Source organism: Streptomyces xanthophaeus (assembly GCF_030440515.1).
Lineage (GTDB): Bacteria > Actinomycetota > Actinomycetes > Streptomycetales > Streptomycetaceae > Streptomyces > Streptomyces kutzneri.
In genome coordinates this window covers 5,908,622-5,934,867 of the sequence record NZ_CP076543.1, presented here as the reverse complement: position 1 = coordinate 5,934,867, position 26,246 = coordinate 5,908,622, and the positions used below count along the sequence as shown (strand labels likewise).

Annotated in this window: 21 protein-coding genes; 2 read left to right on the top strand and 19 right to left on the bottom strand. The window is 71.3% G+C overall.

Annotated features, from left to right (window positions below; translation table 11 throughout):
• The first annotated feature begins 58 nt into the window (after positions 1-58).
• Positions 59-577, top strand: coding sequence for an SRPBCC family protein (locus tag KO717_RS26395; protein ID WP_301371697.1), 519 nt, complete (start codon positions 59-61; stop codon positions 575-577).
• A gap of 7 nt (positions 578-584) precedes the next feature.
• Here the strand turns inward: KO717_RS26395 and KO717_RS26390 are convergent, their stop codons facing one another.
• The 5 genes from KO717_RS26390 to KO717_RS26370 form a co-directional block, all read right to left on the bottom strand.
• Positions 585-2,177, bottom strand: coding sequence for a Na+/H+ antiporter (locus KO717_RS26390; RefSeq protein WP_301371696.1), 1,593 nt, complete (start codon positions 2,175-2,177; stop codon positions 585-587).
• A gap of 412 nt (positions 2,178-2,589) precedes the next feature.
• Positions 2,590-3,057: a GNAT family N-acetyltransferase gene (locus KO717_RS26385; protein WP_301371695.1), complete on the bottom strand. Its 468-nt coding sequence runs from the start codon at positions 3,055-3,057 to the stop codon at positions 2,590-2,592.
• Positions 3,054-3,995 carry an RluA family pseudouridine synthase gene (locus tag KO717_RS26380; RefSeq protein ID WP_301371694.1) on the bottom strand — a complete coding sequence of 314 codons (942 nt, stop codon included), beginning with the start codon at positions 3,993-3,995 and terminating at the stop codon, positions 3,054-3,056. The genes KO717_RS26385 and KO717_RS26380 overlap by 4 nt, the downstream gene beginning before the upstream one ends.
• 41 nt (positions 3,996-4,036) lie before the next feature.
• The gene (lspA, locus tag KO717_RS26375) at positions 4,037-4,579 is read right to left on the bottom strand and encodes a signal peptidase II (RefSeq protein ID WP_258309950.1); all 543 of its coding nucleotides are present in this window, start codon (positions 4,577-4,579) and stop codon (positions 4,037-4,039) included.
• A 123-nt stretch (positions 4,580-4,702) separates the two neighbouring features.
• On the bottom strand, positions 4,703-5,452 hold the full coding sequence (locus KO717_RS26370; protein WP_301371693.1) for a TraR/DksA family transcriptional regulator: 750 nt from the start codon (positions 5,450-5,452) through the stop codon (positions 4,703-4,705).
• Between the two features lie 600 nt (positions 5,453-6,052).
• On the opposite strand from KO717_RS26370, the gene ileS reads away from it, so the two are divergent.
• Positions 6,053-9,199: an isoleucine--tRNA ligase gene (gene ileS, locus KO717_RS26365; RefSeq protein ID WP_301371692.1), complete on the top strand. Its 3,147-nt coding sequence runs from the start codon at positions 6,053-6,055 to the stop codon at positions 9,197-9,199.
• A 356-nt stretch (positions 9,200-9,555) separates the two neighbouring features.
• Here the strand turns inward: ileS and KO717_RS26360 are convergent, their stop codons facing one another.
• The 14 genes from KO717_RS26360 to KO717_RS26295 all read right to left on the bottom strand — a co-directional run bounded on the left by KO717_RS26360 (position 9,556) and on the right by KO717_RS26295 (position 26,203).
• Entirely contained in the window at positions 9,556-10,782 is a 1,227-nt protein-coding gene (locus KO717_RS26360) for a DivIVA domain-containing protein (RefSeq protein ID WP_301371691.1), read from the bottom strand.
• Positions 10,783-10,864: 82 nt separating this feature from the next.
• Complete coding sequence (locus tag KO717_RS26355; protein ID WP_030012625.1) at positions 10,865-11,161, bottom strand: YggT family protein; 297 nt, start codon at positions 11,159-11,161, stop codon at positions 10,865-10,867.
• A gap of 60 nt (positions 11,162-11,221) precedes the next feature.
• Complete coding sequence (locus KO717_RS26350) at positions 11,222-11,839, bottom strand: cell division protein SepF (RefSeq protein ID WP_301371690.1); 618 nt, start codon at positions 11,837-11,839, stop codon at positions 11,222-11,224.
• 149 nt (positions 11,840-11,988) lie between these two features.
• Positions 11,989-12,708 (bottom strand): YggS family pyridoxal phosphate-dependent enzyme, encoded by a 720-nt coding sequence (locus KO717_RS26345; RefSeq protein WP_301371689.1) that lies wholly within the window; start codon positions 12,706-12,708, stop codon positions 11,989-11,991.
• A complete protein-coding gene (gene pgeF, locus KO717_RS26340; protein ID WP_301371688.1) occupies positions 12,695-13,483 on the bottom strand; it encodes a peptidoglycan editing factor PgeF in 789 nt (262 codons plus the stop codon). The genes KO717_RS26345 and pgeF overlap by 14 nt, the downstream gene beginning before the upstream one ends.
• Positions 13,480-14,685 (bottom strand): cell division protein FtsZ, encoded by a 1,206-nt coding sequence (gene ftsZ, locus KO717_RS26335; RefSeq protein WP_202201939.1) that lies wholly within the window; start codon positions 14,683-14,685, stop codon positions 13,480-13,482. The genes pgeF and ftsZ overlap by 4 nt, the downstream gene beginning before the upstream one ends.
• Positions 14,686-14,964: 279 nt before the next feature.
• Positions 14,965-15,855, bottom strand: a complete 891-nt coding sequence (locus KO717_RS26330; RefSeq protein ID WP_437184583.1) for a cell division protein FtsQ/DivIB — start codon at positions 15,853-15,855, stop codon at positions 14,965-14,967.
• Between the two features lie 31 nt (positions 15,856-15,886).
• A complete protein-coding gene (murG, locus tag KO717_RS26325) occupies positions 15,887-16,981 on the bottom strand; it encodes an undecaprenyldiphospho-muramoylpentapeptide beta-N-acetylglucosaminyltransferase (protein ID WP_301371687.1) in 1,095 nt (364 codons plus the stop codon).
• Between the two features lie 6 nt (positions 16,982-16,987).
• The gene (gene ftsW / locus KO717_RS26320) at positions 16,988-18,349 is read right to left on the bottom strand and encodes a putative lipid II flippase FtsW (RefSeq protein WP_301371686.1); all 1,362 of its coding nucleotides are present in this window, start codon (positions 18,347-18,349) and stop codon (positions 16,988-16,990) included.
• 70 nt (positions 18,350-18,419) lie between these two features.
• A complete protein-coding gene (murD, locus tag KO717_RS26315) occupies positions 18,420-19,937 on the bottom strand; it encodes a UDP-N-acetylmuramoyl-L-alanine--D-glutamate ligase (RefSeq protein ID WP_301371685.1) in 1,518 nt (505 codons plus the stop codon).
• Positions 19,919-20,989, bottom strand: coding sequence for a phospho-N-acetylmuramoyl-pentapeptide-transferase (gene mraY / locus KO717_RS26310; protein WP_301371684.1), 1,071 nt, complete (start codon positions 20,987-20,989; stop codon positions 19,919-19,921). Before mraY ends, murD begins: the two co-directional genes overlap by 19 nt.
• Positions 20,986-22,416, bottom strand: coding sequence for a UDP-N-acetylmuramoyl-tripeptide--D-alanyl-D-alanine ligase (locus KO717_RS26305; RefSeq protein WP_301371683.1), 1,431 nt, complete (start codon positions 22,414-22,416; stop codon positions 20,986-20,988). The genes mraY and KO717_RS26305 overlap by 4 nt, the downstream gene beginning before the upstream one ends.
• Positions 22,413-24,137 (bottom strand): UDP-N-acetylmuramoyl-L-alanyl-D-glutamate--2,6-diaminopimelate ligase, encoded by a 1,725-nt coding sequence (locus KO717_RS26300; RefSeq protein ID WP_301371682.1) that lies wholly within the window; start codon positions 24,135-24,137, stop codon positions 22,413-22,415. Before KO717_RS26300 ends, KO717_RS26305 begins: the two co-directional genes overlap by 4 nt.
• Before the next feature lie 44 nt (positions 24,138-24,181).
• Positions 24,182-26,203, bottom strand: a complete 2,022-nt coding sequence (locus tag KO717_RS26295) for a peptidoglycan D,D-transpeptidase FtsI family protein (RefSeq protein ID WP_301371681.1) — start codon at positions 26,201-26,203, stop codon at positions 24,182-24,184.
• Between the last annotated feature and the right edge of the window lie 43 nt (positions 26,204-26,246).

Genomic DNA, 26,246 nt, shown 5'->3' with positions numbered 1-26,246 from the left:
GAGTACTCTCCAGATTATTAGAGAGCTCTCTCTAATAAGGCGATGGGGAGGACCGGCCATGGGCGTCTACAACGTGCACGAGCGCGTGATCGCGGCGAAGGAGAGCGAGGTCGGCGCGCTGATCGACACGCTGTCCGGCGGGGAGGACGACCGGCTGTGGCCCGGCCGCCTGTGGGAGGACATGGAGCTCGACCGCCCCCTCGGGGTCGGAGCGGCGGGCGGACACGGACCGGTGCGCTACACGGTGGCCGCCTACGTGCCGGGGACCTGGGTGCGGTTCACCTTCACCGGACCCCGGGGCTTCCACGGCTTCCACGAGTACACCGCGCTGCCCCTCGACGCCGGGCGCACCGTGCTGCGCCACACCATCGCGATGAACCTCGGCGGCATCAGCCGCATCACCTGGCCGCTGGCCGTCCGCGCGATGCACGACGCGGTCCTGGAGGACAGCCTGGACCGCGCCGAGCTGGCGTGCACGGGCACGATCGCCCGCCCGGCCCGCTGGTCCCCGTACGTCCGCTTCCTGCGCGGACTGGAACGCCTCGTGACCCGGCCGGCCGAGGTCCGGCCCGCGTAGACACCCCCTACGGGGTCCGCAGGCTCCGTACGTCCAGGTGCCGCAGCACCCGGTCCACGATCTCCGGGTCGGAGCCGGGTTCGCTGCGGGCGGCCAGGACCTCGTGGCGGGCGGCCGACATCATCTCCCGCTGGATCCGCTGGACGTGGTGGAGCCGCTCCACGCGCTTCGCGTACGCCTCGCGCCGTTCCTCGTCGACCATGTCGGGGCTGATCCTGGCCCCCACGTCGTACGCCCGCCGGTACAGCTGCTCGACCAGGTCCTCCGGGAGATCCTCCACCTCCTCGATCTCCCTCAGCCGACGCTTCGCGGCCTTGGCCGCGCGGATCGCCAGCAGCCGCTCCGCGTCGCGCTCGGCGTCCGTGTCCGCCTCCACCCCCAGCCGCCGGACCAGCCACGGCAGGGTCAGCCCCTGGCACACCAGGGTCGTCATGATCACCGCGAACGCGATGAAGATGATCTGGTCCCGCCCGGGAAACGGCTCACCGGCGTCCGTCCGCAGCGGAACGGCCAGCGCCAGGGCCACCGATGCCACCCCGCGCATCCCGGCCCACCACATCACCACGCTCTCCCGCCAGCTCAGCGGGATCTCCTCGTCGTAGTCGCGCCGCTGGTGCAGCTTCTTCGCGAGCCAGCCGGCCGGCAGCAGCCACACCAGCCGTACGCCGACCACGACCGCGACCACGATCGCCGCCCACCCGGCCATCTCCCACACCCGGTCCTCGGCCGTGCCGAACACGTTGTGCAGCTCCAGCCCGATCAGCCCGAAGGCCACACCGGTGACCAGCATGTCGACGACCTCCCAGAAGGTGTGCCCGGCGAGGCGCCCCAGCACGTCGTCGGCGTCACTCGCGTACTCGGCGAGGAACAGGGCCGTCGTCAGCACGGCCAGCACCCCCGACCCCTGGAGTTCCTCGGCCACCACGTACGCGACGAACGGCACCAGCAGCGTCAGCCCGATCTGCAGGGTGGCGTCGCCGAGCCGCCCCATGAGCCGGTGGGCGATCCAGCCGAGCACGAGCCCGACGGCCACGGCCACCACGGCGGAGAGCACGAACTCCCCGAGCGCGTCGGGCCAGGAGAAGCTGCCGCTCACGACGGCGGCGACGGCCACGTGGTACAGCACGATCGCCGTCACGTCGTTGAAGAGCCCTTCGCCCTCCAGGATCGACACCATGCGGCGGGGCAGCCCGAGCGATCCGGCGACGGCGGTGGCGGCCACCGGGTCGGGCGGGGCGACGAGCGCGCCGAGGGCGAGGGCGGCGGCGATCGGCAGCCCGGGCACGACGGCGTTGGCGACGGCGGCGACGGCAGCGGTGGTGACGAACACCAGGGCCACGGCCAGCAGCAGGATGGGCCGGACGTTGGCGGCGAACTGACGCCAGGACGTGCGCTGCACGGAGGCGTACAGCAGCGGCGGCAGCACCAGCGGCAGGATGAACTCGGGCGGGATCTCGACGTTCGGCACGGCCGGCACCAGTGCGAGGATCACCCCGCCGATGGTCATCAGGACGGGCGCGGGCAGTTTGAGCCGGTCCCCCAGCGGCACCGTGACCACGGCCCCGAGCAGGAGCACGAACAGCAGAGCAAGCTGATCCACTCCCCCACCCTGCCAGTCCGCTGCGCTTGGCGGTGCGGGTCGGGGGCCGTGTCGGGGCTCCGCCCCGAACCCCCTACGGCGCTCCGCGCCCGCGCCTCAAACGCCGGCGAGGCTGAATCTCCCAGCCGAGCAGCGACCAACCCCAGACGCGCCGGCGCGTGAGGCGCAGGACCTGGGGCGGAGCCCCGGTCTTTCAGCCCCGCCGGCGTTCGAGGCGCGGGGCCTGGGGCGGAGCCCCGGTCTTTCAGCCTCGCCAGCGCCTGAGGCGCGGGGCCTGGGGCGGAGCCCCCGTCCATCAGCCTCGCCAGCGCCTGAGGCGCGGGGCCTGGGGCGGAGCCCCCGTCCATCAGCCTCGCCGGCGTTTGAGGCGCGGGTCCGGCGCCCCGGTAGCGGCGGCGCGCGGTGGCTCTGGCTACGGCAGGGGGCGCCGCATCGCGCGGTGGGGGATGCCCGCGTCCTGGAATTCCGGGCCGTAGGCCACGTACCCGAGCCGCTCGTAGAAGCCCAGCGCATGCGTCTGCGCGCCCAGGTCCACCGCCGACAGGCCCCGGCGGACCGCCTCCGCCTCGATCGCGCGGACCAGCGCCACACCCACGCCCAGCCCGCGCGCGGACTTCGTGACGGCCAGCCGGCCCAGCGAGCCGACCGCCGGGTCGCCCGTCTTGCCGAGGGCCGCCGGCCCGTGGAGCAGCCGGCCCGTGCCCAGCGGCACCCCGTCGGCGCCCACGGCCAGGACGTGCACCGCGTCCGCGTCGTACGCGTCGTACTCGATCGACTCCGGCACCGACTGCTCGACCACGAAGACCTCGGACCGCACCGCGAAGCAGGACTTCAGGTCCTCCTCCGAGGCGGCGACCCGCACCTCGACCGGAGAGGTCACTCGGACTCCGCCCGGATCACGTCCAGCGCGTGCTGCAGGTCCGCCGGGTAGGTGCTCTCGAACTCGACCCACTGCCCGTCCGACGGGTGCTCGAAGCCGAGGCGCACCGCGTGCAGCCACTGCCGCGTCAGGCCGAGCCGCTTGGCGACGGTCGGGTCGGCGCCGTAGGTCAGGTCGCCGACGCAGGGGTGCCGGTGCGCGGACATGTGCACGCGGATCTGGTGCGTGCGCCCGGTCTCCAGCTTGATGTCGAGCAGCGAGGCGGCCCGGAAGGCCTCGATCAGGTCGTAGTGGGTGACGGACGCCTTGCCGTCCTGGATCACCGCCCACTTGTAGTCCGCGCTGGGGTGACGGCCGATCGGCGCGTCGATGGTGCCGCTCATCGGGTCCGGGTGGCCCTGCACCAGCGCGTGGTAACGCTTGTCCACGATCCGCTCGCGGAACTGGTTCTTGAGCGAGGTGTAGGCGCGCTCCGACTTCGCGACGGCCATCAGGCCGGACGTGCCGACGTCGAGGCGGTGCACGATGCCCTGGCGCTCGGACGCGCCGGAGGTGGAGATGCGGTAGCCGGCCGCGGCGAGGCCGCCGATGACGGTGGTGCCGGTCCAGCCGGGGCTCGGGTGGGCGGCGACGCCGACCGGCTTCATGATGACGACGATGTCGTCGTCATCATGGATGATCTCCATGCCGGGGACGGGCTCGGCGACGACCTCGACCGGCCGGGCCGGCTCGGGCATCTCGACTTCGAGCCAGGCGCCACCGTGCACACGCTCGGACTTCCCGACGACACTGCCGTCGACCGACACCTTTCCCGCGGCCGCGAGATCGGCCGCCTTCGTCCGGGAGAAACCGAACATACGGGCGATGGCGGCGTCGACGCGCTCGCCCTCGAGGCCATCGGGAACGGGCAGGGTGCGGATCTCGGGAATCGTACTCACCCGTCGAGTATGCAGGACGGGGCGGACGAGCCGTCCCGCGATCAGTCCTTGTGGACGGTCCCGTCCGGGTCCAGACCCTTGAAGGACAGCAGGACGATCAGGATGCCGCCGCACACGATCGCCGAGTCCGCGAGGTTGAAGACGGCGAAATGGGCGGGCGCGATGAAGTCGACGACCGCGCCCCGGAACACGCCCGGCGAACGGAAGATCCGGTCGGTCAGGTTGCCGAGCGCGCCGCCCAGCAGCAGGCCGAGCGCGATCGCCCACGGCAGGCTGTAGAGCTTGCGGGCCAGCCGCACGATCACCACGATCACCGAGGCCGCGATGCAGGTGAAGATGATGGTGAAGGCCTCGCCGAAGCCGAAGGCGGCACCCGGGTTGCGGACCGCCTCGAACTTCAGGAGGTCACCGATGATCTCGATCGGCGGCTGGTGCTCCAGCTTCGCCACGACCAGCATCTTGCTGCCGAGGTCGAGCAGGTAGGCGAGCACCGCCACGACGAGCAGAGCCGTGATCCGACGGCGCCCCTTGGGCCCGGCGGACTCCGGCTGGGTGTCGTCCCCGACCTCCGGCGTACCGATGATGCGCTCCGCCTCTGCCACGTGAGTCCCTCGAACTAGCTCGAACCAGGCTCCTCCTGGACCCTGACGGAACACGAGGGTACGTCAGGGCCCCCGCGCGCCGCCTGCCCCACCTCCCCGACCCCGCTAGTGCCGCCGTTCCTGCTTCTGCTTGCAGTCCACGCACAGCGTGGCCCGCGGGAAGGCCTGCATCCTGGCCTTGCCGATGGGCTGCCCGCAGTTCTCGCAGAGGCCGTACGTGCCCGCCTCCAGCCGTTCCAGGGCCCGCTCGGTCTGCTCCAGCATCGAAGTGGCGTTCGCCGCGAGGGCCAGCTCCGACTCGCGGGTGATGTTCTTGGTACCCGTGTCGGCCTGGTCGTCGCCCGCGCCGTCCCCGGAGTCCCGCATCAGGCCGGAGATCGCCGCCTCCGAGGCGTCGAGCTCGGCCCGCAGCCGCAGCACCTCCGACAGGAGCTCCGCACGGGCGTCCTCGACCTCCTTGGGGGTCCAGGGGTCCTCTCCGGGCCGTACGGCGAGCTCTCCGGGGGCCAGGGCCGCCGTGGCCCGTGCCTTGGGGAGCCCGCTGGTGGCGGCCGCGGCCGTCTTCCTCGCCGTACCCGCGCTCTTCTTGGCAACCACTTTCCGGACTCCCGTCTTCTTCGCGGCATGTGCCGCCCCCTCGGCCGCGGCCTTCTTGGCCGTGGCCGTCCGCTTCACGACGGCGGTCGTCTTCTTGACGGCGGTCGCCTTCCCGTCCGGAGCGAGCGCGCCGTCAGCGGTCTTTCGGGCAGCGGTCGCCTTCTTGGCGGGGGCCGCGTCCTCCGAGACCGCCGCCTTCCCGGCGGCCTTCCCGACAGCCTTCTTGGCAGTACTCCCGGCGGTCTTCTTCGCCACCATGGCCGCGGCCCCTTCACATACTGTGATCTTTGCTCGCGAATCGTGCCGGAACGATAAATCGACACCGGCCCCGCGGCAACGGGGCACGCATCCATCGAGGTCAACCTGCATCCGTTGTGCCCATCAGGAGCCCCGGTAATCCGCCACTCCCGCCCCACCCGAGCCGGAAGCGGCGGCGCAGGCCCATTCGGGTCACGCCGGGGGCGCGCCGGGGTCATGCGCGGACCCTCCGCGCAACCCCGCCACGCCGGGCCGGCGACCCCCGCACGGGCCCCCGTAAACCGGTCTGCCGTGCACCCCCCGGGCCCGTACACTGGGCCCAGCGAAAGGCATGGACGGGGACGAGTAGCGTCGTACGCAGCCAGGAGCGACCCGGGGACGGTGAGAGCCCGGGGGCGAGCGCGATGTGAAGGATCACCCCTGAGCCGCCGGAAGAAAGCCCGCACGGGATTCCCGTACGGCGAGTAGAACCGGCTTCGCACCCCAATGAGGGGGCCACCGGATCCGTCCGGCGGCCAAGGAGGGTGGTACCGCGGGAGCAGCAGTGCTCTCGTCCCTCCGGACGGAAGTGACACCCCGCCGGAGGAAGAGTTCAGCCTCATGACCACACCGCCGCAGTACCGCCCGGTACCCGCCCAGGTCGACCTGCCTGCCCTTGAGCACGCCGTCCTCGACTTCTGGCGCGAGAGCAAGACCTTCGCCAAGACCCTGGAACAGTCCGAGGGCCGCCCCGAGTGGGTCTTCTACGAGGGCCCGCCCACCGCGAACGGCATGCCCGGCGCGCACCACATCGAGGCCCGCGTCTTCAAGGACGTCTTCCCCCGGTTCCGCACGATGCGCGGCTACCACGTGGCCCGCAAGGCCGGCTGGGACTGTCACGGCCTGCCCGTCGAGCTCGCCGTCGAGAAGGAGCTGGGCTTCAACGGAAAGCAGGACATCGAGGCGTACGGCATCGCCGAGTTCAACGCCAAGTGCCGCGAGTCCGTGACCCGCCACACCGACGCGTTCACCGAGCTCACGACCCGGATGGGCTACTGGGTCGACCTGGACGACGCCTACCGGACCATGGACCCCGAGTACGTGGAGTCCGTGTGGTGGTCGCTGAAGGAGATCTTCAACAAGGGCCTGCTCACCCAGGACCACCGCGTCGCCCCCTGGTGCCCCCGCTGCGGCACCGGCCTCTCGGACCACGAGCTGGCCCAGGGCTACGAGACGGTCGTGGACCCCTCCGTCTACGTCCGCTTCCCGCTGACCTCCGGTCCGCTCGCGGGCGAGGCGGCGCTGCTGGTCTGGACGACGACCCCGTGGACCCTGGTGTCCAACACGGCCGTGGCCGCGCACCCCGAGGTCACGTACGTCGTCGCCACGAACGGCGAGGAGAAGCTCGTCGTCGCCCAGCCGCTGCTGGAGAAGTCCCTCGGCGAGGGCTGGGAGGCCACCGGCCAGACCTTCACGGGCAAGGAGATGGAGCGCTGGACGTACGAGCGTCCGTTCTCGCTCGTGGAGTTCCCGGAGCCCGCCCACTACGTCGTGAACGCCGAGTACGTCACGACCGAGGACGGCACCGGTCTGGTCCACCAGTCCCCCGCCTTCGGCGCCGACGACCTCGCGGTCTGCCGCGCGTACGGCCTGCCGGTCGTGAACCCGGTCCGCCCCGACGGCACCTTCGAGGAGGAGGTCCCGCTGGTCGGCGGTGTCTTCTTCAAGAAGGCCGACGAGAAGCTGACCGCCGACCTCGACGCGCGCGGCCTGCTCTTCAAGCACATCGCCTACGAGCACAGCTACCCGCACTGCTGGCGCTGCCACACGGCCCTGCTCTACTACGCGCAGCCGTCCTGGTACATCCGCACCACCGCCGTCAAGGACGCGATGCTGCGGGAGAACGAGAAGACGAACTGGTTCCCCGACTCGGTCAAGCAGGGCCGCTTCGGCGACTGGCTGAACAACAACATCGACTGGGCGCTCTCCCGCAACCGGTACTGGGGCACCCCGCTGCCGATCTGGCGCTGTGAGGAGAACCACCTCACCTGCGTCGGCTCCCGCGCCGAGCTGTCCGAGCTCTCGGGTCAGGACCACTCGAACCTGGACCCGCACCGCCCGTACATCGACGAGGTCACCTTCCCCTGCACGACGGAGGGCTGCTCGCTGGAGGCCGTCCGCGTCCCGGAGGTCATCGACGCCTGGTACGACTCGGGCTCGATGCCGTTCGCGCAGTGGGGCTACCCGTACAAGAACAAGGAGATCTTCGAGAAGCGCTACCCGGCGCAGTTCATCTCGGAGGCCATCGACCAGACGCGCGGCTGGTTCTACACGCTGATGGCGGTCGGCACCCTGGTCTTCGACAAGTCCTCGTACGAGAACGTGGTCTGCCTGGGCCACATCCTCGCCGAGGACGGCCGGAAGATGTCCAAGCACCTGGGCAACATCCTGCAGCCGATCCCGCTCATGGACCAGCACGGCGCGGACGCGGTGCGCTGGTTCATGGCGGCCGGCGGCTCCCCGTGGGCGGCGCGCCGCGTGGGCCACGGAACGATCCAGGAGGTCGTCCGCAAGACCCTCCTCACGTACTGGAACACGGTCGCCTTCCAGGCCCTGTACGCCCGTACGTCGAACTGGGCGCCCTCCGCCTCCGACCCGGCCCCGGCCGACCGCACGGTCCTCGACCGGTGGCTGCTCTCGGAGCTCCACACGCTCGTCGCCGAGGTCACCGAGGCGATGGAGTCCTACGACACCCAGCGCGCGGGCAAGCTCCTCTCCGCGTTCGTGGACGACCTGTCCAACTGGTACGTCCGCCGCTCGCGCCGCCGCTTCTGGCAGGGCGACGCGGCCGCGCTGCGGACCCTCCACGACGTGGTCGAGGCGGTGACGCGCCTGGTCGCCCCGCTGACCCCGTTCATCACGGAGCGGGTCTGGCAGGACATGGTCGTCCCGGTCACCCCGGACGCCCCGGAGTCGGTCCACCTCTCCACCTGGCCGGTGGCGGACACCGCGGCGATCGACCCGGCGCTGTCCCAGCAGATGCAGCTGGTCCGCCGCCTGGTGGAGCTGGGCCGGGCGACGCGTGCGGAGTCGGGCGTCAAGACCCGCCAGCCCCTGTCCCGGGCCCTGGTCGGCGCGGTGGGCTTCGACGCGCTCTCCCCCGAGCTGCAGTCCCAGATCACGGAGGAGCTGAACGTCTCCTCCCTGGCCTCCCTGTCGGAGGTCGGCGGGTCCCTGGTCGACACGACGGCGAAGGCGAACTTCCGGGCGCTGGGCAAGCGCTTCGGCAAGGGCGTCCAGGACGTCGCGAAGGCGGTGGCCGCGGCCGACGCGGCGGCGCTGTCCCTGGCCCTGCGGGCCGGCTCTGCGGTGATCTCGCTGAACGGCGAGGAGATCTCCCTCTCGCCGGAGGAGGTCATCATCACGGAGACCCCGCGCGAGGGCTGGTCGGTGGCGTCCGACTCGGGCGCGACGGTCGCCCTGGACCTGGAGATCACCCCGGAGCTGCGGCTGGCGGGCCTGGCCCGTGACGCGATCCGCCTGATCCAGGAGGCCCGGAAGAACTCCGGCCTCGATGTGGCGGACCGCATCGCGCTCCGCTGGTCCTCCGCGGAGCCGGAGGTCGTGACGGCCCTGACGGACCACGCCGGCCTGATCGCGGACGAGGTCCTCGCCACGGACTTCGCGTCCGGTGACGCCGATGCCGCCTACGGTGAGCCGTTCACGGACGAGGCCCTCGGCCTGACGTTCCGCCTCCGCAAGGCGTAATAGGCGGCCCGAGCGGCCCGTCCCCTCCCGGGTGGGGGGACGGGCCGCTTTCGTCTGCCCCACCACGTCCCGGGGCTCCGCCCCGGACCCCGCTCTTTCAGCCCCTCCGGCATTTGAGGCGCGGGGTGCGGGGCGGAGCCCCGGTCTACCAGCCTCGCCGGCGTTTGAGGCGCGGGGTGCGGGGCGGAGCCCCGGTCTTTCAGCCTCGCCGGCGTTTGAGGCGCGGGGGCTCGGGGGCAGCGCCCCCGCGACGGCGCCGCGGACGGATACGCGAACGGGCCGGGCCCGGTGCCCCCGAAGGGGAACCGGGCCCGGCCCGTAGAGCGCGGCTGCCGACCGCAGAACGGCGGCGGCGCCTAGTTGTCGTCCTCGTCGATCAGGAAGCCCCGCATCGGCGACGGCGCCTGCATCGGCTGCGGCGCAGCCGGCCGGACCGGAGCCATCGGCTGGGTCATCGCCGGGGACATCTGCTGCTGGTTGCCGCCGTAGGACGGGGCACCCATCGGGGAGGGACCGCCCATGGGGGACGGGCCACCCATCGAGGGACCGCCCATGGAGTGGCCCATCGCACCGGCCGGAGCCATCGAGGGCGACGGCGACGGCGGCAGCGCGGGACCGGCCGGGTTACGCGGCGGGGCCAGGCTGTCGTCCGCCTGGGTCTCCAGCTGGCGCAGCTGCGACTCAAGGTAGGACTTCAGACGCGTACGGTACTCACGCTCGAAGCCCCGCAGGTCCTCGACCTTGCGCTCCAGCGTGGCGCGGGCGGACTCCAGGGAGCCCATCGCGACGCGGTGCTTCTCCTGCGCGTCCCGCTCCAGCGCGTCGGCCTTGGCGCGGGCGTCCCGCTCCAGGCCCTCGGCGCGCGACCGGGCCTCGCCGACGATCTTGTTGGCCTCGGAGCGGGCCTCCGCGATCGCCTGGTCGGCGGTCTGCTGCGCCAGCGACAGGACACGGGCGGCGCTGTCGCCACCGGGGCCCTGCTGCGGGAGCTGCGGCTGCTGCATCTGCTGCATGGGCTGACCCATGGGCTGCATCTGCTGCCCCATCGGCTGCATCTGCTGGCCCATGGGCTGCATCTGCTGGCCGAGCGGGTTCTGGCCGCCCATCGACTGCTGCTGCATGCCCTGGGGGCCGCCCATGGACTGCTGCTGCATGCCCTGGGGGCCGCCCATGGGGTGCTGCTGCATGGGACCGCCCATGGGGCCGCCCATCGGGCCGGGGCCCTGCTGGCCCTGGCCGCCGGGGCCCGGCGGAAGCTGCGGCTGGCCGCCCGGGAGCTGCGGCGGGCCCATCTGCGGCTGCTGCTGCTGCGGCGGGCCGGATATGGCCGCGGGCACGGGGGCGCCGGGGCCTCGCTGGTCCTGGGGTTCCGGCTTGCGCATGCCCTGCTGCTGCTGGCTCTGCGCGGCGGCACGCGTGGCGGCGGCCAGCTTGGCGCGCAGGTCCTCGTTCTCGCGCAGCAGGCGCGTCAGTTCGGACTCGACCTCGTCGAGGAAGGCATCGACCTCGTCCTCGTCATAGCCTTCTCGGAGGCGGACGGTCGTGAACTGCTTGTTCCGCACGTCCTCGGGAGTCAGCGGCATGTCTTCTTCACCTCTACGTAGTCGTCGGCAGTCGGCAAGACCGTATCGGGACTGTCCCCGCGCCCGCGGGGAAGCACATCGTTCACAAGCCGCTCGCAGCGGTGCGCACGAAACTGATGAGGATGTAAACGATGATCATCAGAACGAAGAAGGACAGGTCGAGTGCCACGCCCCCGAGACGCAACGGCGGAATGACCCGCCGAAGAAGCTTGAGCGGTGGATCGGTGACGCTGTAGGTGGCCTCCAGTACGACCACCATCGCCTTGCCGGGTGTCCAGGAACGTGCGAACTGGAACACATAGTCCATGACCAGGCGGAAGATCAGCACGACGAGGAAGCACCCCAAGGCGAAGTAGATCACTTGCAGTGCGACACCCATTCCGCGCTTCCCTCTCCCCTGCTCCCGCTGTGTTCCCGGCCCCGTGTCTGACGGATCGGTCTAGCTTTGGTTGAAGAACCCGCCCTCCGCGATGCGGGCCTTGTCCTCCGCCGTGACATCGACGTTAGCAGGCGACAGCAGGAACACCTTCTGTGTCACGCGTTCAATGCTGCCGTGCAGGCCGAAGACGAGTCCGGCGGCGAAGTCCACGAGACGCTTCGCGTCCGTGTCGTCCATCTCCGTGAGATTCATGATCACCGGGGTGCCCTCACGGAAGTGTTCCCCGATGGTACGGGCCTCGTTGTAGGTCCGGGGGTGCAGCGTCGTGATGCGGTACGGCTCCCGCTCGGAGACGACCTTGGGCATGATCACGGGGGCGTTCTTCTCCAGGTTCGTACGATCAGGTGTGATGGATGCCACGGGGGCGATTCGCGCAGGACGTCCGCTTTCCACCGGAATTGGGATAGGTTCGCGCTGCGCCGGAGGCTGTGGGGCTCGTACCGGTTCCTCCGATACGGGCGATTGGTGCACGGGCTGCTGTCGGCGATCCCGCTCCCGAGCCCGCTCCATCTCCGGCTCGGGCTCGAACTCGTCGTCGGGGTCGTACCCCGGGTTGTCGTACCGGTCGTCCTCCACGAGGCCGAGGTAGACCGCCATCTTGCGCATCGCGCCGGCCATTCTCCGAGTCCTCCGCTCTGTGGTGGATCGCCCTGTCGCAGGTGCCGCCGTGTCACGAATGTCACCAACTGCCCGCGATCCACTAGGTCTGCCCGCCCATCAGCGGGAATGACCATATTTTCTGCTGTGGTCCGACTTTCTTCGCGACGTTACCCGAGCCGGGGTCTCGCGCCGAGTACCGCAGTGCCGACGCGTACATGTGTCGCACCGGCCGCCACGGCCTGTTCCAGGTCTGCGCTCATCCCGGCCGACACCATCGTGGCAGCCGGATGGTCCACGCGCATGCGGGATGACAATTCCATCAGCCGCTCGAAGGCGGCCTGTTCGCGTCCCGCGTAGGGGCCGGACAGCGGAGCGACCGTCATCAGGCCGTCGATGCGCAGTCCCGGAGCCCCGGCGACGAGGTCCGCCAGCTCCGCGAGCTGCTCGGGCGCCGCGCCGCCGCGGGTCCCGCGCTCCCCCGACTCCGCGTCGAGGGCGATCTGCACGAGGCACCCGAGCTCCCGGCCGGCGTTCACCGCGGCCGCCGAGAGGGCGGTCACGAGTTTCGGCCGGTCGACCGACTGCACGACTTGCGCGTATCCCGCCACGGAACGGACTTTGTTCGTCTGCAACTGACCGACGAAGTGCCAGCTGAGCGGCAGATCCGCGCAGGCCGCAGCCTTGGGGGCGGCATCCTGGTCACGATTTTCCGCAACATGACGGACGCCCAGGTCCGCCAGCAGTCGTACGTCGCTCGCGGGGTAGGTCTTGGTGACCACGATGAGCGTCACCTCTTCCCGTCCCCGCCCCGCCGCCGCGCAGGCGGACGAGATACGTTCCTCCACCCGCGCCAGGTTCTCGGCGAGCTCCGACTTACGATCCGTCATTCTTCTTTTCCCCCGGCGGTCCGGGGGTCGTCCCCCGGGAAAGCTCTGTCAACCAGACATATCCGGCAAGGCGTCCGGTCACCCGGTCGCGGCGGTACGAGAAGTGGTCCCGCGACTCCAGTGTGCAGACCGGGGAGCGGCCGCTGTTCACCACCCCCGCCTCGGCGAGCTGGGCGTGCACCCCGGCGACCACGTCGACGGCCGGTGTCCCCCAGCTCGTCTCGGCCCGGGCGGCGGGGACCACCTGGGCCACCGCCTCCCGCATCTCGGCGGGCACCTCGTAACAGTGTCCGCAGACCGCGGGTCCCGTACGGGCGACGATCCGCCCGGGATCGGCCCCGAGGGCGACCATCGCCTCGACGGCGGCGGGCACCACCCCGGCGACCAGCCCCGGCCGCCCGGCGTGGGCGGCCCCCACGACCCCGGCGACGGGGTCCGCCAGCAGGACCGGCGTGCAGTCGGCGGTGAGCACCGCGAGGGCGAGTCCCCGACGGGCGGTCACCACCGCGTCCACCGCCGGGACCTCCGCACCCTCGCCCCAGGGCCCGTCCACCACGGCCACGTCCCGGCCGTGCACCTGGTTCATCCAGACCACCCGGTCCGGCGCCAGGCCCAGGGACTTCGCCGCCCGTGCCCGGTTCGCGAGAACGGCGGCAGGGTCGTCTCCGACCGCGCCGCCGAGATTGAGCTCCTCGTACGGAACGGCGCTCACTCCGCCCCACCGGTCGGTGAAGGCGAAGTGGGCGCCGCCCACGTGATGCTGCTCCGGTGTCACTTCAAGAAGTCCGGAACATCCAGCTCTTCGGCCGGGCTGTCCTGGTACGGCCGGGCCGTGGGGACCTGCGGCGCGGGGGCCTGGACCTCGACCGGGGCCGGCTCGACCGGAGCCGGGGGCTCCTCGCGCGGGGTGACCGAGCCGAGTCCGCCGAAGGCCGGGCGCGCCGGCTCGGCGGCGCGGACCGGAGCCGGGGCCGGCTCCTCGCGCTTGGTGGACGCGGCGCCGATGACGTTGTCCCGGCGGGCCGGGGGCTGTCCGCCGTCGAACCCGGCCGCGATGACGGTGACCCGTACCTCGTCGCCGAGCGCGTCGTCGATGACGGCGCCGAAGATGATGTTCGCCTCGGGGTGCGCAGCCTCGCTGACCAGCTGCGCGGCCTCGTTGATCTCGAAGAGACCGAGGTCCGAGCCACCGGAGATGGAGAGCAGCACGCCACGGGCGCCGTCGATGGACGCCTCCAGGAGCGGCGAGGAGATCGCCATCTCCGCGGCGGCCACGGCGCGGTCGTCGCCGCGGGCCGAGCCGATGCCCATCAGGGCCGAGCCGGCCTCGGACATCACGGACTTGACGTCGGCGAAGTCGAGGTTGATCAGACCCGGGGTCGTGATGAGGTCGGTGATGCCCTGGACGCCCGAGAGCAGGACCTGGTCGGCCGACTTGAAGGCGTCGAGCACGCTGACCTGGCGGTCCGAGATGGACAGCAGTCGGTCGTTGGGGATGACGATGAGGGTGTCGACCTCTTCGCGGAGCTCGGCGATGCCGTCCTCCGCCTGGTTCGCGCGGCGCCGGCCCTCGAAGGTGAACGGCCGGGTGACCACACCGATCGTCAGGGCGCCCAGCGAGCGCGCGATGTTGGCGACGACAGGTGCGCCGCCGGTGCCGGTGCCGCCGCCCTCACCGGCGGTGACGAAGACCATGTCGGCCCCCTTGAGGACCTCCTCGATCTCCTCGCGGTGGTCCTCTGCCGCCTTGCGACCGACGGCCGGGTTGGCGCCGGCGCCGAGGCCACGGGTGAGTTCACGGCCGACGTCGAGCTTGACGTCGGCGTCGCTCATCAACAGCGCCTGGGCGTCCGTGTTGATGGCGATGAACTCGACGCCCTTGAGACCGACCTCGATCATTCGGTTGATGGCATTGACACCACCGCCGCCGACACCGATGACCTTGATGACTGCGAGGTAGTTCTGCGGTGCTGCCACGTCGAAGGCCTCTCGCCTCGAGTTACGTGTCGCCGCCTCGCGGGCCTGCGTTGCGACGACTGATGCCGAAATAGGGACGGTCCGAACGCGCCGACCCGAACCCTCACCCTGAAGTTTAGGGTTAGGGGTGTGCCTGTTCCTCGGACTCTTCCGAACAGGACACTAAGTCGACAAGTAGCGCGTGTTCAACGAACACGCCGAACCTCCCGTTTTTCTTTTCACCCTATGTGATCACCCGTATCGCTGGCCAACCAGGGTGCGCCGCTGTTGGACCGGACGTCAACTCCCGGACGCAGCAGGGGCGGTGGGGACGCTCACGTCGAAGTGAACGGCCTTGGGGGCGGCTTTCAACAAAGCGTTCAATGCGCGTCCCTTCGCGTCGCTCTGTTCACCGCTCCCCCACGTCACGGACCGGCCGCCGGTGAGCTCCAGTACGACCGAATCGTAGGAACCCACCTTGACCTGCACCGTTTCCTTGGCGATCGGCTCCGGGAGGGCGCCCGCGACGAGTACGGCCTCGTGCAGCAGCCGCTCCTCGTCGAAGCGTCGGGCGCTCGGCGATCGACCGGCGTTCAATTCGAGGACCGGAACACCCGCGGGTGCTTTCGGAACCGTGTCGAATCGCACACCCGATGCGTCCACTTCCACGAAGTTGGCGTCCTTTTTGATGAGCAGGACGGGTTTGCGTTCCGTCACTTTCAGACCGATGCCGTGCGGCCAGGCCCGCACCACGTCGACCGAATCGATGCGGGGCAGCCGGCCGCGGACCCGGCCCTCGATCTCGTCGGTGTCGACGCTCACCAGGGGCGCGCCGACCGGGACGGCCGCCGCGCCGAGGACCTGTTCGGAGGTGAGCACCTCCATGCCGGTGGCGGTGACCTTCTCCACGCGGAGCCAGGAGGAGCCGTAGAGCACCCAGGTGCCGCCCGCGGCGAGGAGCACCGCGGCGGCCAGCGAGGCCAGCACGGGGCCCCGGCGCAGGCGTGCGCCGGGACCCCTGGGGCCGGACCTCTGCGCCGGCTTCGGGGCCTTGGGGGGCTTCGGGGGCTTGGGAGCCTTGGAGCCCTTGGGAGCCTTCGGCGGCTTGGGAGCGCCGGCGCCCGTGCGGGCGTCCGGGCCGGACCGATCAGAAAACGGTGTTCCGCGCCGCGCGGTCGTCCCTCCGGCCACTCCTGTGCCTCCTGCGTCTGCGGTACCCGCCTCAGCGGGACCTGTGGGCCGCGATCGCCTCGTAGACCATGCCGACCAGGAGCTCGTCGGCGTCCCGGCGGCCGAACTCACCGGCGGCGCGGGACATCTCGTACAGGCGGTGCGGGTCGGACAGCACCGGGAGGATCTGGCCGAGCACCCAGTCGGGCGTCAGCTCCGCGTCGTCCACGAGCAGGCCGCCGCCGGCCTTGACCACCGGCTGGGCGTTGAGCCGCTGTTCACCGTTGCCGATCGGCAACGGGACGTAGGCGGCGGGAAGCCCGACGGCGGAGAGTTCGGCGACGGTCATCGCTCCCGCGCGGCACAGCATCATGTCGGCGGCGGCGTACGCGAGATCCATCCGGTCCACGTACGGTACCGGCACATACGGCGGCATCCCGGGCATGTTGTCGACACGCGGCAGTTCGTTCTTCGGCCCGACGGCGTGCAGGATCTGGATCCCGGAGCGCTGGAGGGTCGGCGCGACCTGCTGGATCGTCTCGTTGAGGCGGCGGGCGCCCTGCGAGCCGCCGGAGACCAGCAGCGTGGGCAGGTTGGGGTCCAGGCCGAAGGCGGCACGCGCCTCCGGGCGGACCGCGGCCCGGTCGAGGGTGGAGATGGAGCGGCGCAGCGGGATGCCCACGTAGCGGGCCCCGCGCAGCTTGCTGTCGGGGGTGGAGACCGCGACGGCGTGCGCGTACCGGGAGCCGATCTTATTGGCCAGTCCGGGCCGGGCGTTGGCCTCGTGGACGATGATCGGCACCCCGAGGCGCTTGGCCGCGAGGTAGCCGGGCAGGGCCACGTAGCCGCCGAAGCCGACGACGCAGTCGGCCTTGGTACGGATGAGGATCTCCTCCGCGGCCTTGATGGTGCCGCGCAGCCGTCCGGGGACGGTGATCAGTTCCGGGGTCGGCTTGCGGGGCAGCGGCACGGCGGGGATCAGGCCCAGCTCGTAGCCGCGTTCCGGCACCAGGCGGGTTTCCAGTCCGCGTTCCGTGCCGAGGGCGGTGATGCCCACTGAAGGGTCCTGCCTGCGCAGGGCGTCCGCGAGGGCGAGCGCCGGCTCGATGTGGCCGGCGGTCCCCCCACCGGCGAGTACGACATGCACCGAAATTCACCGCTCTCCGGACGGACGCCTCTTGACGCGCCGTCTCATCGACTTCCATCTCACCCCGGTCCGCCACCAGCCCGTCTTCGGCTGTCGCATCGCGAGGGCCGCGCGCGCCGCCGGCTCCTCACGCGCGAAGGCGATGAGCAGTCCGACCGCGAACATGGTCGGCAGCAGGGCTGACCCTCCGTAGGAGAACAGCGGGAGCGGGACTCCGGCGATCGGCAGCAGGCCGAGCACCGCACCGATGTTGATCACGGCCTGGGCCGTGATCCACGTGGTCACGCCTCCCGCGGCAAACCGTACGAAGGAATCCTCCGTGCGTCCGGCCACGCGGATACCCGCATAGCCTAGAGCCGCGAACAGGGCGAGAACCGACAGTGTCCCCGCCAGACCCAGTTCCTCCCCGGTGATGGCGAAGATGAAGTCGGTGTGGGCTTCGGGTAGTTGCCCCCATTTTTCCACACTTGCACCCAGGCCGGAACCGAACCATCCGCCCGAGGCGAGGGCGTAGATCCCGTGAACGGCCTGCCAGCAAAGGTCGTTCTTGCCCGGTTCTGTCGCACCGAGGCATTCGAGCCGGTCCATCCGGTGCGGGCTCGTCTTGATGAGCAGTGCGACGATCGCACCCGCGAAGGCGAGCACCCCGACGAACATCCGGGTCGGGGCCCCGGCCAGCCAAAGCAGACCGAACAGGATGGCGCCGAGGATCATCGCGGTGCCCATGTCCCCGCCCAGCATGATCAGCCCGAGCAGCAGGAAGGCCACCGGGACCAGCGGCACCAGCAGGTGCTTCCACTGGCTCAGCAGCCCCTTGTCGCCCTTGCGTGCCAGCAGGTCGGCGCCCCACAGGATCAGTGCCAGTTTGCCGAACTCACTGGGCTGCAGCATGAACGGACCGCCAAGGGAGATCCAATTCTGGTTGCCGTTGATCGAGACGCCTATCCCCGGTACTTGGACCAGGACCATCAGGAAGAGCGTGCCGGCGAGCACCGGGTACGAGAGCGCCCGGTGCAGTTTGACCGGCATCCGGGAGGCGACCAGCAGGAGTGCGCCGCCGATGAGGGCGGCCAGGAACTGCTTCTTGAAGAAGTACGCGTCGCCGAGGCCGAGCTGGAGGGCCTTGATCATCGAGGCGGAGTACACCATCACCAGACCGAGCACGGTGATGAGCAGGGAACTGCCGAAGATCAGGTAATAGGCGGTGAGCGGGCGGTCCCAGGCCTTCTGCAACTGCCGCTGCGTACGCCGCAGACGGGTCAGCGGCCCGCGCCCGGCGGGCCGCTTCGAACGCACCGCAGGGCGCTTGCGGCCCTGCGCCTTCACGGCGGACGGCCGCCGCCCCGGCAGCATCTGCTTGGCCGGCATCTGTGATCTTCCCCTCCACTCGTACGAGGCGAGCTGCCGGCCGGAGGGAACCTGTCCCGGAGCCCCCGGCCTAGGCCGTGTCCGCAGCGTTCTCGGCGGCCAGTTCGCGCACCGCGTCGGCGAATGCGTCCCCACGCTTGTTGTAGTTCGCGAACATGTCCATCGAGGCACAGGCAGGTGCCAGCAGGACCGTGTCGCCGGGCTCGGCGAGCGCGGCGGCTTCCCGGACCGCTGCGAGCATCGCCCCAGTGTCGGTCCGGTCGAGGTCGACGACCGGGACCTCGGGGGCGTGTCGCGCCAGCGCCTCGGCGATGAGCGCCCGGTCGGCGCCGATCAGCACGGCGCCGCGCAGCCGCTTCGCGGCGTTCTTCACGAGCTCGTCGAAGGTCGCGCCCTTGGCGAGGCCGCCGGCGATCCAGACGACCGGCTCGAAGGCCGCGAGGGAGGCCTCGGCCGCGTGCGTGTTGGTGGCCTTGGAGTCGTCGATGTAGGTGACCGAGGCGACCTCGTCCACGTACGCGACGCGGTGGGCGTCGGGGCGGAAGTCGCGCAGCCCGTCGCGGACCGCGCGCGGCTCCACGCCGAAGGCACGGGCCAGGGCCGCGGCGGCGAGCGCGTTGGCGATGTTGTGCGGGGCCGGCGGGTTGACGTCCGTGACCTCGGCGAGCTCCTGGGCGTTCTTCTGCCGGTTCTCCACGAAGGCCCGGTCGACGAGGATGCCGTCGACGACGCCGAGCATGGAGGGGCCGGGGGCGCCGAGGGTGAAGCCGATCGCGCGGCAGCCCTCTTCGACGTCCGCTTCCATGACCAGGTTCTCGGTGGCCGGGTCGGCGACGTTGTAGACGCAGGCGACCGTGTTGCCCTCGTAGATCCGGCCCTTGTCGGCGGCGTACGCCTGCATCGAGCCGTGCCAGTCGAGGTGGTCGGGGGCCAGGTTCAGGACGGCCGCCGAGTGGACGCGCAGCGAGGGCGCCCAGTGCAGCTGGTAGCTGGAGAGTTCGACGGCGAGCACGTCGTACTCCTGCTCGCCGAGCACCACGTCGATGATCGGGGTGCCGATGTTGCCGACGGCGGCGGTGCGCAGCCCCGCGGCCTTCAGGATCGACGCCAGCATCTGGGTGGTGGTGGTCTTGCCGTTGGTGCCGGTGATGGCGAGCCAGGGGGCCGGGGCCCTGCGGGGGGCTGCGGCCGCGTCCTGGCCCGAGCGCGCGGCGCGCAGCTCCTGGCCGACCTCGCGCAGCAGCCAGGCGATCTCCACGTCCCCGACCACGTCCACGCCGGCCTTGGCGGCGGCCTCGAACAGCGGGCTGTCGGGCTTCCAGCCCGGCGAGGTGACGACCAGTTCGGTGCCCTCGGGCAGTACTTCGCCCGCGTGCCCGCCGTCCGCCAGGCGGCCGAGGCGGACGGTGATGCCCTCCGCCGCGAGCTCGGCGGCCCGGGCGCGGTGCGCGTCACCGTCACCGTTGTCGACGACGGTCACCACTGCGCCGAGGCCGGCCAGGGCGCGGGCGGCACTGATGCCGCTCACGCCGAGACCGGCGACGGTGATGTTCTTGTCCTGCCAGGACGTCACTTGTCGGCTGCCCATCCCGCGTAGAAGAGACCGAGACCAACGATCACGCACATACCCTGGATGATCCAGAAGCGGACCACGACCAGTACCTCGGACCAGCCCTTGAGCTCGAAGTGGTGCTGCAGTGGCGCCATCCGGAAGACCCGCTTGCCGGTCATCTTGAAGGAACCGACCTGGATGACGACCGACATCGTGATGAGCACGAAGAGGCCGCCGAGGAGCGCCATCAGGAACTCCGTGCGGGAGCAGATGGCGAGGCCCGCGAGCGCGCCGCCGAGGGCGAGCGAGCCGGTGTCACCCATGAAGATCTTGGCGGGCGAGGTGTTCCACCACAGGAAGCCGAAGCAGGCGCCCATGAGGGCGGAGGCGACGACCGCGAGGTCGAGGGGGTCGCGCACCTCGAAGCACGCGTTCGGGTTGGTGAGGTCACCGGCCCTGGCGCAGGACTCCTGGAACTGCCAGACACCGATGAAGGTGTAGGCGCCGAAGACCATCACGGCGGCGCCGGTCGCGAGACCGTCCAGACCGTCCGTGAGGTTCACGCCGTTGGACATCGCCAGGATCATGAACAGCGCCCAGACCACGAACAGCACCGGACCTATCGCCCAGCCGAAGTCCGTGACGAACGACAGCTTGGTGGAGGCCGGGGTCAGCCCGCGGGAGTCCTTGAACTGGAGGGCCAGTACCGCGAAGGCGATGCCGACGATCAGCTGGCCGGACATCTTCGCCTTGGCCCGCAGACCCAGCGAACGCCGCTTGACGATCTTGATGTAGTCGTCCAGGTACCCGACGAGGCCCATGCCCGCCATCAGGAACAGGACGAGCAGGCCCGAGAAGCTCGGCTCCTCACCGGTGAGGACCTTCGTGAGGGCGTACGCGATGAGCGTCGCCAGGATGAAGGAGATACCGCCCATGGTGGGCGTGCCCTTCTTCCCGGCGTGGCCGCGGGGGCCGTCGTCGCGGATGAACTGGCCGTAGCCCTTGCGGGCGAGCAGCTTGATCAGCAGCGGGGTGCCGATGACGGTGAGGAACATGCCGATGACACCGGCGAACAGGATCTGCCTCATCGGTCGGCGACCTCGCCCTCGACAGTGCTGTCGAGAAGGCCCTGGGCCACCCGCTCCAGACCGGCCGACCTGGAAGCCTTCACCAGCACGACGTCACCCGGGCGCAGTTCACTGCGCAACAGGTCGACCGCCGCCTGTGCGTCGGACACGAGCACCGACTCCTCACCCCACGAACCCTCGTTATATGCGCCCAGTTGCAGCCAGGATGCTTCCCTGCCCCCGACTGCGACGAGCTTGCTCACGTTGAGCCGGACGACAAGTCGTCCGACCGCGTCGTGCTCGGCGAGAGCGTCGTCTCCGAGCTCGGCCATCGGGCCGAGCACCGCCCACGTGCGTCCCCCGTTCGCCCTGCCGGCACCGCCCATCGCGGCGAGCGCGCGGAGTGCGGCCCGCATGGACTCGGGGTTCGCGTTGTAGGCGTCGTTGACGATCGTCACACCGTCCGCCCGCTCGGTGACCTCCATCCGCCACCGGGACAGCGTGCCCGCCCCGGAGAGCGCCGTGGCGATCTCCTGTGCGGACATGCCCAGTACATGGGCGACGGCGGCCGCGGCGAGCGCGTTCGACACGTGGTGCTCACCGTACAGCCGCAAGGTCACGTCGCTGCACCCGGTCGGTGTGTGCAGTGTGAAGGAAGCCTGCCCCCTGTCCGTCATGCGGACTTCGGTGGCCCGGATTTCGGCGTCCTCGGCCTCACCGAACAGGACCGTACGGGCCTTCGTGCGCCCGGCCATCTCACGAACCAGCAGGTCATCGGCGTTGAGGACGGCGACTCCGCCCTCCGCCTCGGACGGCAGGGCCTCGACCAGCTCCCCCTTGGCCTGCGCGATCTGCTCACGGCCGCCGAACTCGCCGATGTGGGCGGTGCCGACGTTGAGGACCAGACCGATGCGCGGGGGCGTCAGTCCGGTGAGGTAGCGGATGTGGCCGATGCCGCGGGCGCCCATCTCCAGGACCAGGTGCTGGGTGTCCTCGGTGACGCGCAGCGTCGTGATCGGCAGGCCGATCTCGTTGTTGAGGTTCCCGGGGGTCCACACGGTGGGCGCGTGGTGCTGCAGCACCTGCGCGATCAGGTCCTTGGTGGAGGTCTTGCCGGCGGATCCGGTGAGCGCCACGACGTCGGTGCCCAGGCGGGTGACCACGGCCCGGGCGAGTGCGCCGAGGGCGGCCACCACGTCGGGGACCACGATGGCCGGTACGCCGACGGGCCGGGTCGCGAGGACGCCCACGGCCCCGGCGGACACCGCGCGCTGCGCGTAGTCGTGGCCGTCGACCCGCTCGCCGACGAAGGCGGCGAACAGGCTGCCCGGCCCGACCTCACGGGAGTCGTAGACCACGGGGCCGGTGACCTGGACGGACGGATCCGGTATGTCGTGGGGCCGCCCGCCGGTGATGTCGGCGATCTCGGCGAGGGAAAGGGCGATCACTGGTTCACCTCGGCCTGTCGGACCTGGGTCGTTTCGTCGGGCGCGGCCGTCCGGTCGGGCACGGCCTGGTGCTCGATCGCGGCGCGGAGCACCTCGCGGTCGTCGAAGGGGCGTACGACACCGGCGGTGTCCTGGCCCTGCTCGTGCCCCTTGCCGGCCACCAGGACGGTGTCACCGGGCCGGGCGCGGGCGACGGCGGCCGCGATGGCGGCGGCCCGGTCGGCGTCGACCAGGACGGTGCCCCGCTCTGCGGGCGGCACGGACACGGCGCCTTCGAACATCGCGGCGAGGATCGCGAGCGGGTCCTCGGAGCGCGGGTTGTCGGAGGTCAGGACGGCCACGTCGGCGAACCGGGCGGCCGCGGCCCCCATCGGGCCGCGCTTGGTGGTGTCACGGTCGCCGCCGCAGCCGAGCACGATGTGCAGCTTGCCCTCGGTGACCTCGCGCAGCGCGCGCAGCACCGATTCCACGGCGTCCGTCTTGTGCGCGTAGTCGACGACGGCGAGGTACGGCTGTCCCGCGTCCACCCGCTCCAGCCGGCCGGGGACCCCGGGGACCGCGGCGACGCCGTCGGCGGCGGTCTGCGGGTCGAGGCCGGCGGCGGCGAGCGTGACGATCGCGGCGACGGTGTTGGCGACGTTGAACGGGCCGGGCAGCGGCGCGGTGGCGCGGACGCGCTGTCCTTCGGGGCCCAGCAGGGTCAGGGTGGAGCTCGCCGGGCCGAAGACCACGTCCTCGGCACGCCAGTCGGCGGCCGGGTCGCCGGCGGCGGAGAAGGTGACGACCGGGACGGTGGCCTCCTTGGCCAGGCGGCGGCCGTACTCGTCGTCGAGGTTGACCACGCCCAGGCGGGCCCGGCGGGCGGTGAAGAGCCCCGCCTTGGCCTGGAAGTAGTCCTCCATGCCGGAGTGGAACTCCATGTGCTCCGGGCTCAGGTTGTTGAAGACGGCGACGTCGAAGACGCAGCCGTCGACCCGGCCGAGCACCAGGGCGTGGCTGGAGACCTCCATGGCCACGGCCTCGACCCCGCGTTCGCGCATGACCGCGAAGAGGGCCTGGAGGTCGGTGGCCTCGGGGGTGGTCCGCTCGGACTTGATGCGCTCGTCGCCGATGCGCATCTCGACGGTGCCGACCAGTCCGGTGCTGCGGCCCGCCGCGCGCAGGCCGCCCTCGACGAGGTACGCCGTGGTGGTCTTGCCGGAAGTGCCGGTGATGCCGATCTGGAGCAGGCCCTCACCGGGGCGCCCGTAGATCGCGGCGGCGAGCTCTCCCATCCGGCCGCGCGGGTCGTCGACGGTCAGGACCGGCAGGCCGGTCGCCGCGGCGCGCTCCGCCCCTGCGGGGTCGGTCAGCACGGCGGCGGCGCCGAGACCGGCCGCCTGGGCGGCGAAGTCGGCGCCGTGCGTCCTGGCTCCCGGCAGGGCCGCGTACAGGTCACCGGGGCGCACCGCACGGGAGTCGTGCGTGATGCCGGTGATCTGCGCCGCGCCGGGCGCCGGGATGCCCAGCAGGGTGGCCAGCTCGCCCAGCGGGCTCGGGCTGGCCGACGCGGGCCGGGGCGCTCCCGGCGGCGTTGCCGGGGCTTTCTGGGTCTTTCTGGGCTGATCAGCGTGGGGCACGGCGGTGAGCGTACCGGGCGCGGCGGGCCGCCCGCGAAATGAGGCCCCGGCCTCGGCCTCGGCGGTCGTCGGGTTCCCGGGTTTCGGGGTGATGGTTGTCACTGATGGTGCCTCACGCTTTTCTGGCGGGCCGGCCTGGCTGTGGGTCACTGACCGGGCTGCGGACTGGGCTGCGGGGCGGGCTGCGCGGCGGGCTGAGGAGCGGCGTCGTAGGTGACGGGAAGCCCGGCAGGTGCGGTTCCCGTGGGGGCCACCTGGAGGGTCTTGAGCGCGAACTCCATGACCTTCTTGTAGATGGGGCCGCAGATCTGGCCGCCGAAGTAGCTGCCCTTCGTGGGGTTCTGGATGGCGCAGTAGACGGTGATGCGCGGGTTGTCCGCGGGTGCGAATCCGGCGAAGGAGGCGGTGTAGCCCTTGTAGCGGCCGGTGGCCGGATCCACCCGGTTGGAGGTGCCGGTCTTGCCGCCGACCCGGTAGCCGGGGATCCGCGCCTTGGTGCCGGTGCCCTCCTGGTCGTCGACCACGGATTCGAGCATTTCGGCGAGGGCCTTGGCGGTCTCGGCACTGACCACGCGGCTGCGTTCGGGGGCCGGGGCCGGGGTGAAGCGGCCGTCGGGGCCCTTGGTGCCGCGTACGAGCGTCGGTTCGATGCGGACCCCGCCGTTGGCGATGGTCGAGTACACGGAGGCCGCCTGCATGGCGTTGAGGGAGAGTCCCTGGCCGAAGGGGATCGTGTACTGCTGGGAGGTGGACCAGTCCTTGGGGTCGGCGAGGATGCCGCGGGACTCGCGGGGGTAGTTCAGGCCGGTGGGCCGGCCGATGCCGAACTTGGTCAGGTAGGAGTGCAGGACCTTGTTGGCCTCGGGCTGGGTGGGGCCGAGCTGGCCGGTGGCCAGGATGGTGCCGATGTTGGAGGACTTGGCGAGGACCCCGTTGAGGGTCAGGTACCAGGTCGGGTGGTCGATGTCGTCCTTGAACAGCCGGTCGCCGCGGTGCAGCCGGTTGGGGACCTCGACCCGGGTCTCCGGGGTGGCCTTCTTCTCCTCCAGCACGGCGGCCATCGACATGACCTTGGCGGTGGAGCCGGGCTCGTACACGTCCTGGAGCGCGGCGTTGCCCATGGCGGTGGAACGGGCCCGGGTCAGGTCGTTGGGGTCGAAGCCCGGGGCGTTGGCCATGGCCAGTACCTCGCCGGTGCGGGTGTCCTGGACGATGACGTAGCCGCGGTCGGCCTCGGACTTCTGGACCTGCTCGGCGATCGCGCTCTGCGCCGCCCACTGGATGTCCCGGTCGATGGTCAGCTGGATGTCCTCGCCGGGGACGGCGGGCTTCTCGTTGGAGTCGGCGGTGGGGACCTGGCGGCCGCCGGACTGGGCGTAGGTGATCTCGCCGTCCTTGCCCGACAGCTTCTTGTCGAGGGAGGACTCCAGGCCGCCGCCGCCCTTGCCCTCGGCGTTGACGTAGCCCAGTATCCCGGCGGCGAGGTCGCCGTTCGGGTACACGCGCTTGCTGCTGGTCTCCTTGAACACGCCGGCGAGGACGTTGGCGCCGGGGCCGTTGCTGCGCTTGTCGGCCGCCGCCTTGTCCGCGAAGACCCGCTTGAGGTCCTTGATCTGGTTCCAGACCTGGGGGGTCTGGCGCTGAGCGAGGACGACGTACCGGGAGTTCTTGGTGCTCAGCCGCTGGGCGAGCTCCTTGGCGTCCTTGCCGAGGATGGGCGCGAGGAGGGCGGCGGCCTGCTGCGGGGCGTCCGGGGCCTTGCTGTCCTGCGGGGTGAACATCTTCGGGTCGGCGGTGATGTCGTACGCGTCGACGCTGGTGGCGAGGGCCACGCCGCGGCGGTCGGTGATCTCACCGCGCTCGGCGGCCAGCTTGACGCTCGTGTAGCGGTTCTTGGAGGCCTCGGCGGAGAACGCCGCGGCGTCGACGGCCTGGACCTGGAGCAGGCGGACCACGAAGGCCAGCATGACGAGGGTCAGGCCGACGCTGACCAGGCGCAGCCGGGGCCGCGGGCTGCCGAGCCGGATCGTGTGCGGGGTACGGGGGCCCGCCGGCCGCCGGGTCGCCGGGCGCGAGGCCGGGCGGGCGGTGGCCCGGGCCCGGTCGCCGGCCCGCGGTGGCCTGGCCGGTCCGGGCACCCGCCGCCGGGGCGGCTCCTGCGGGCTCACGCGGCCACCGCCTGGGCAGTGCCGGGGCTCCGCCCCGAACCCC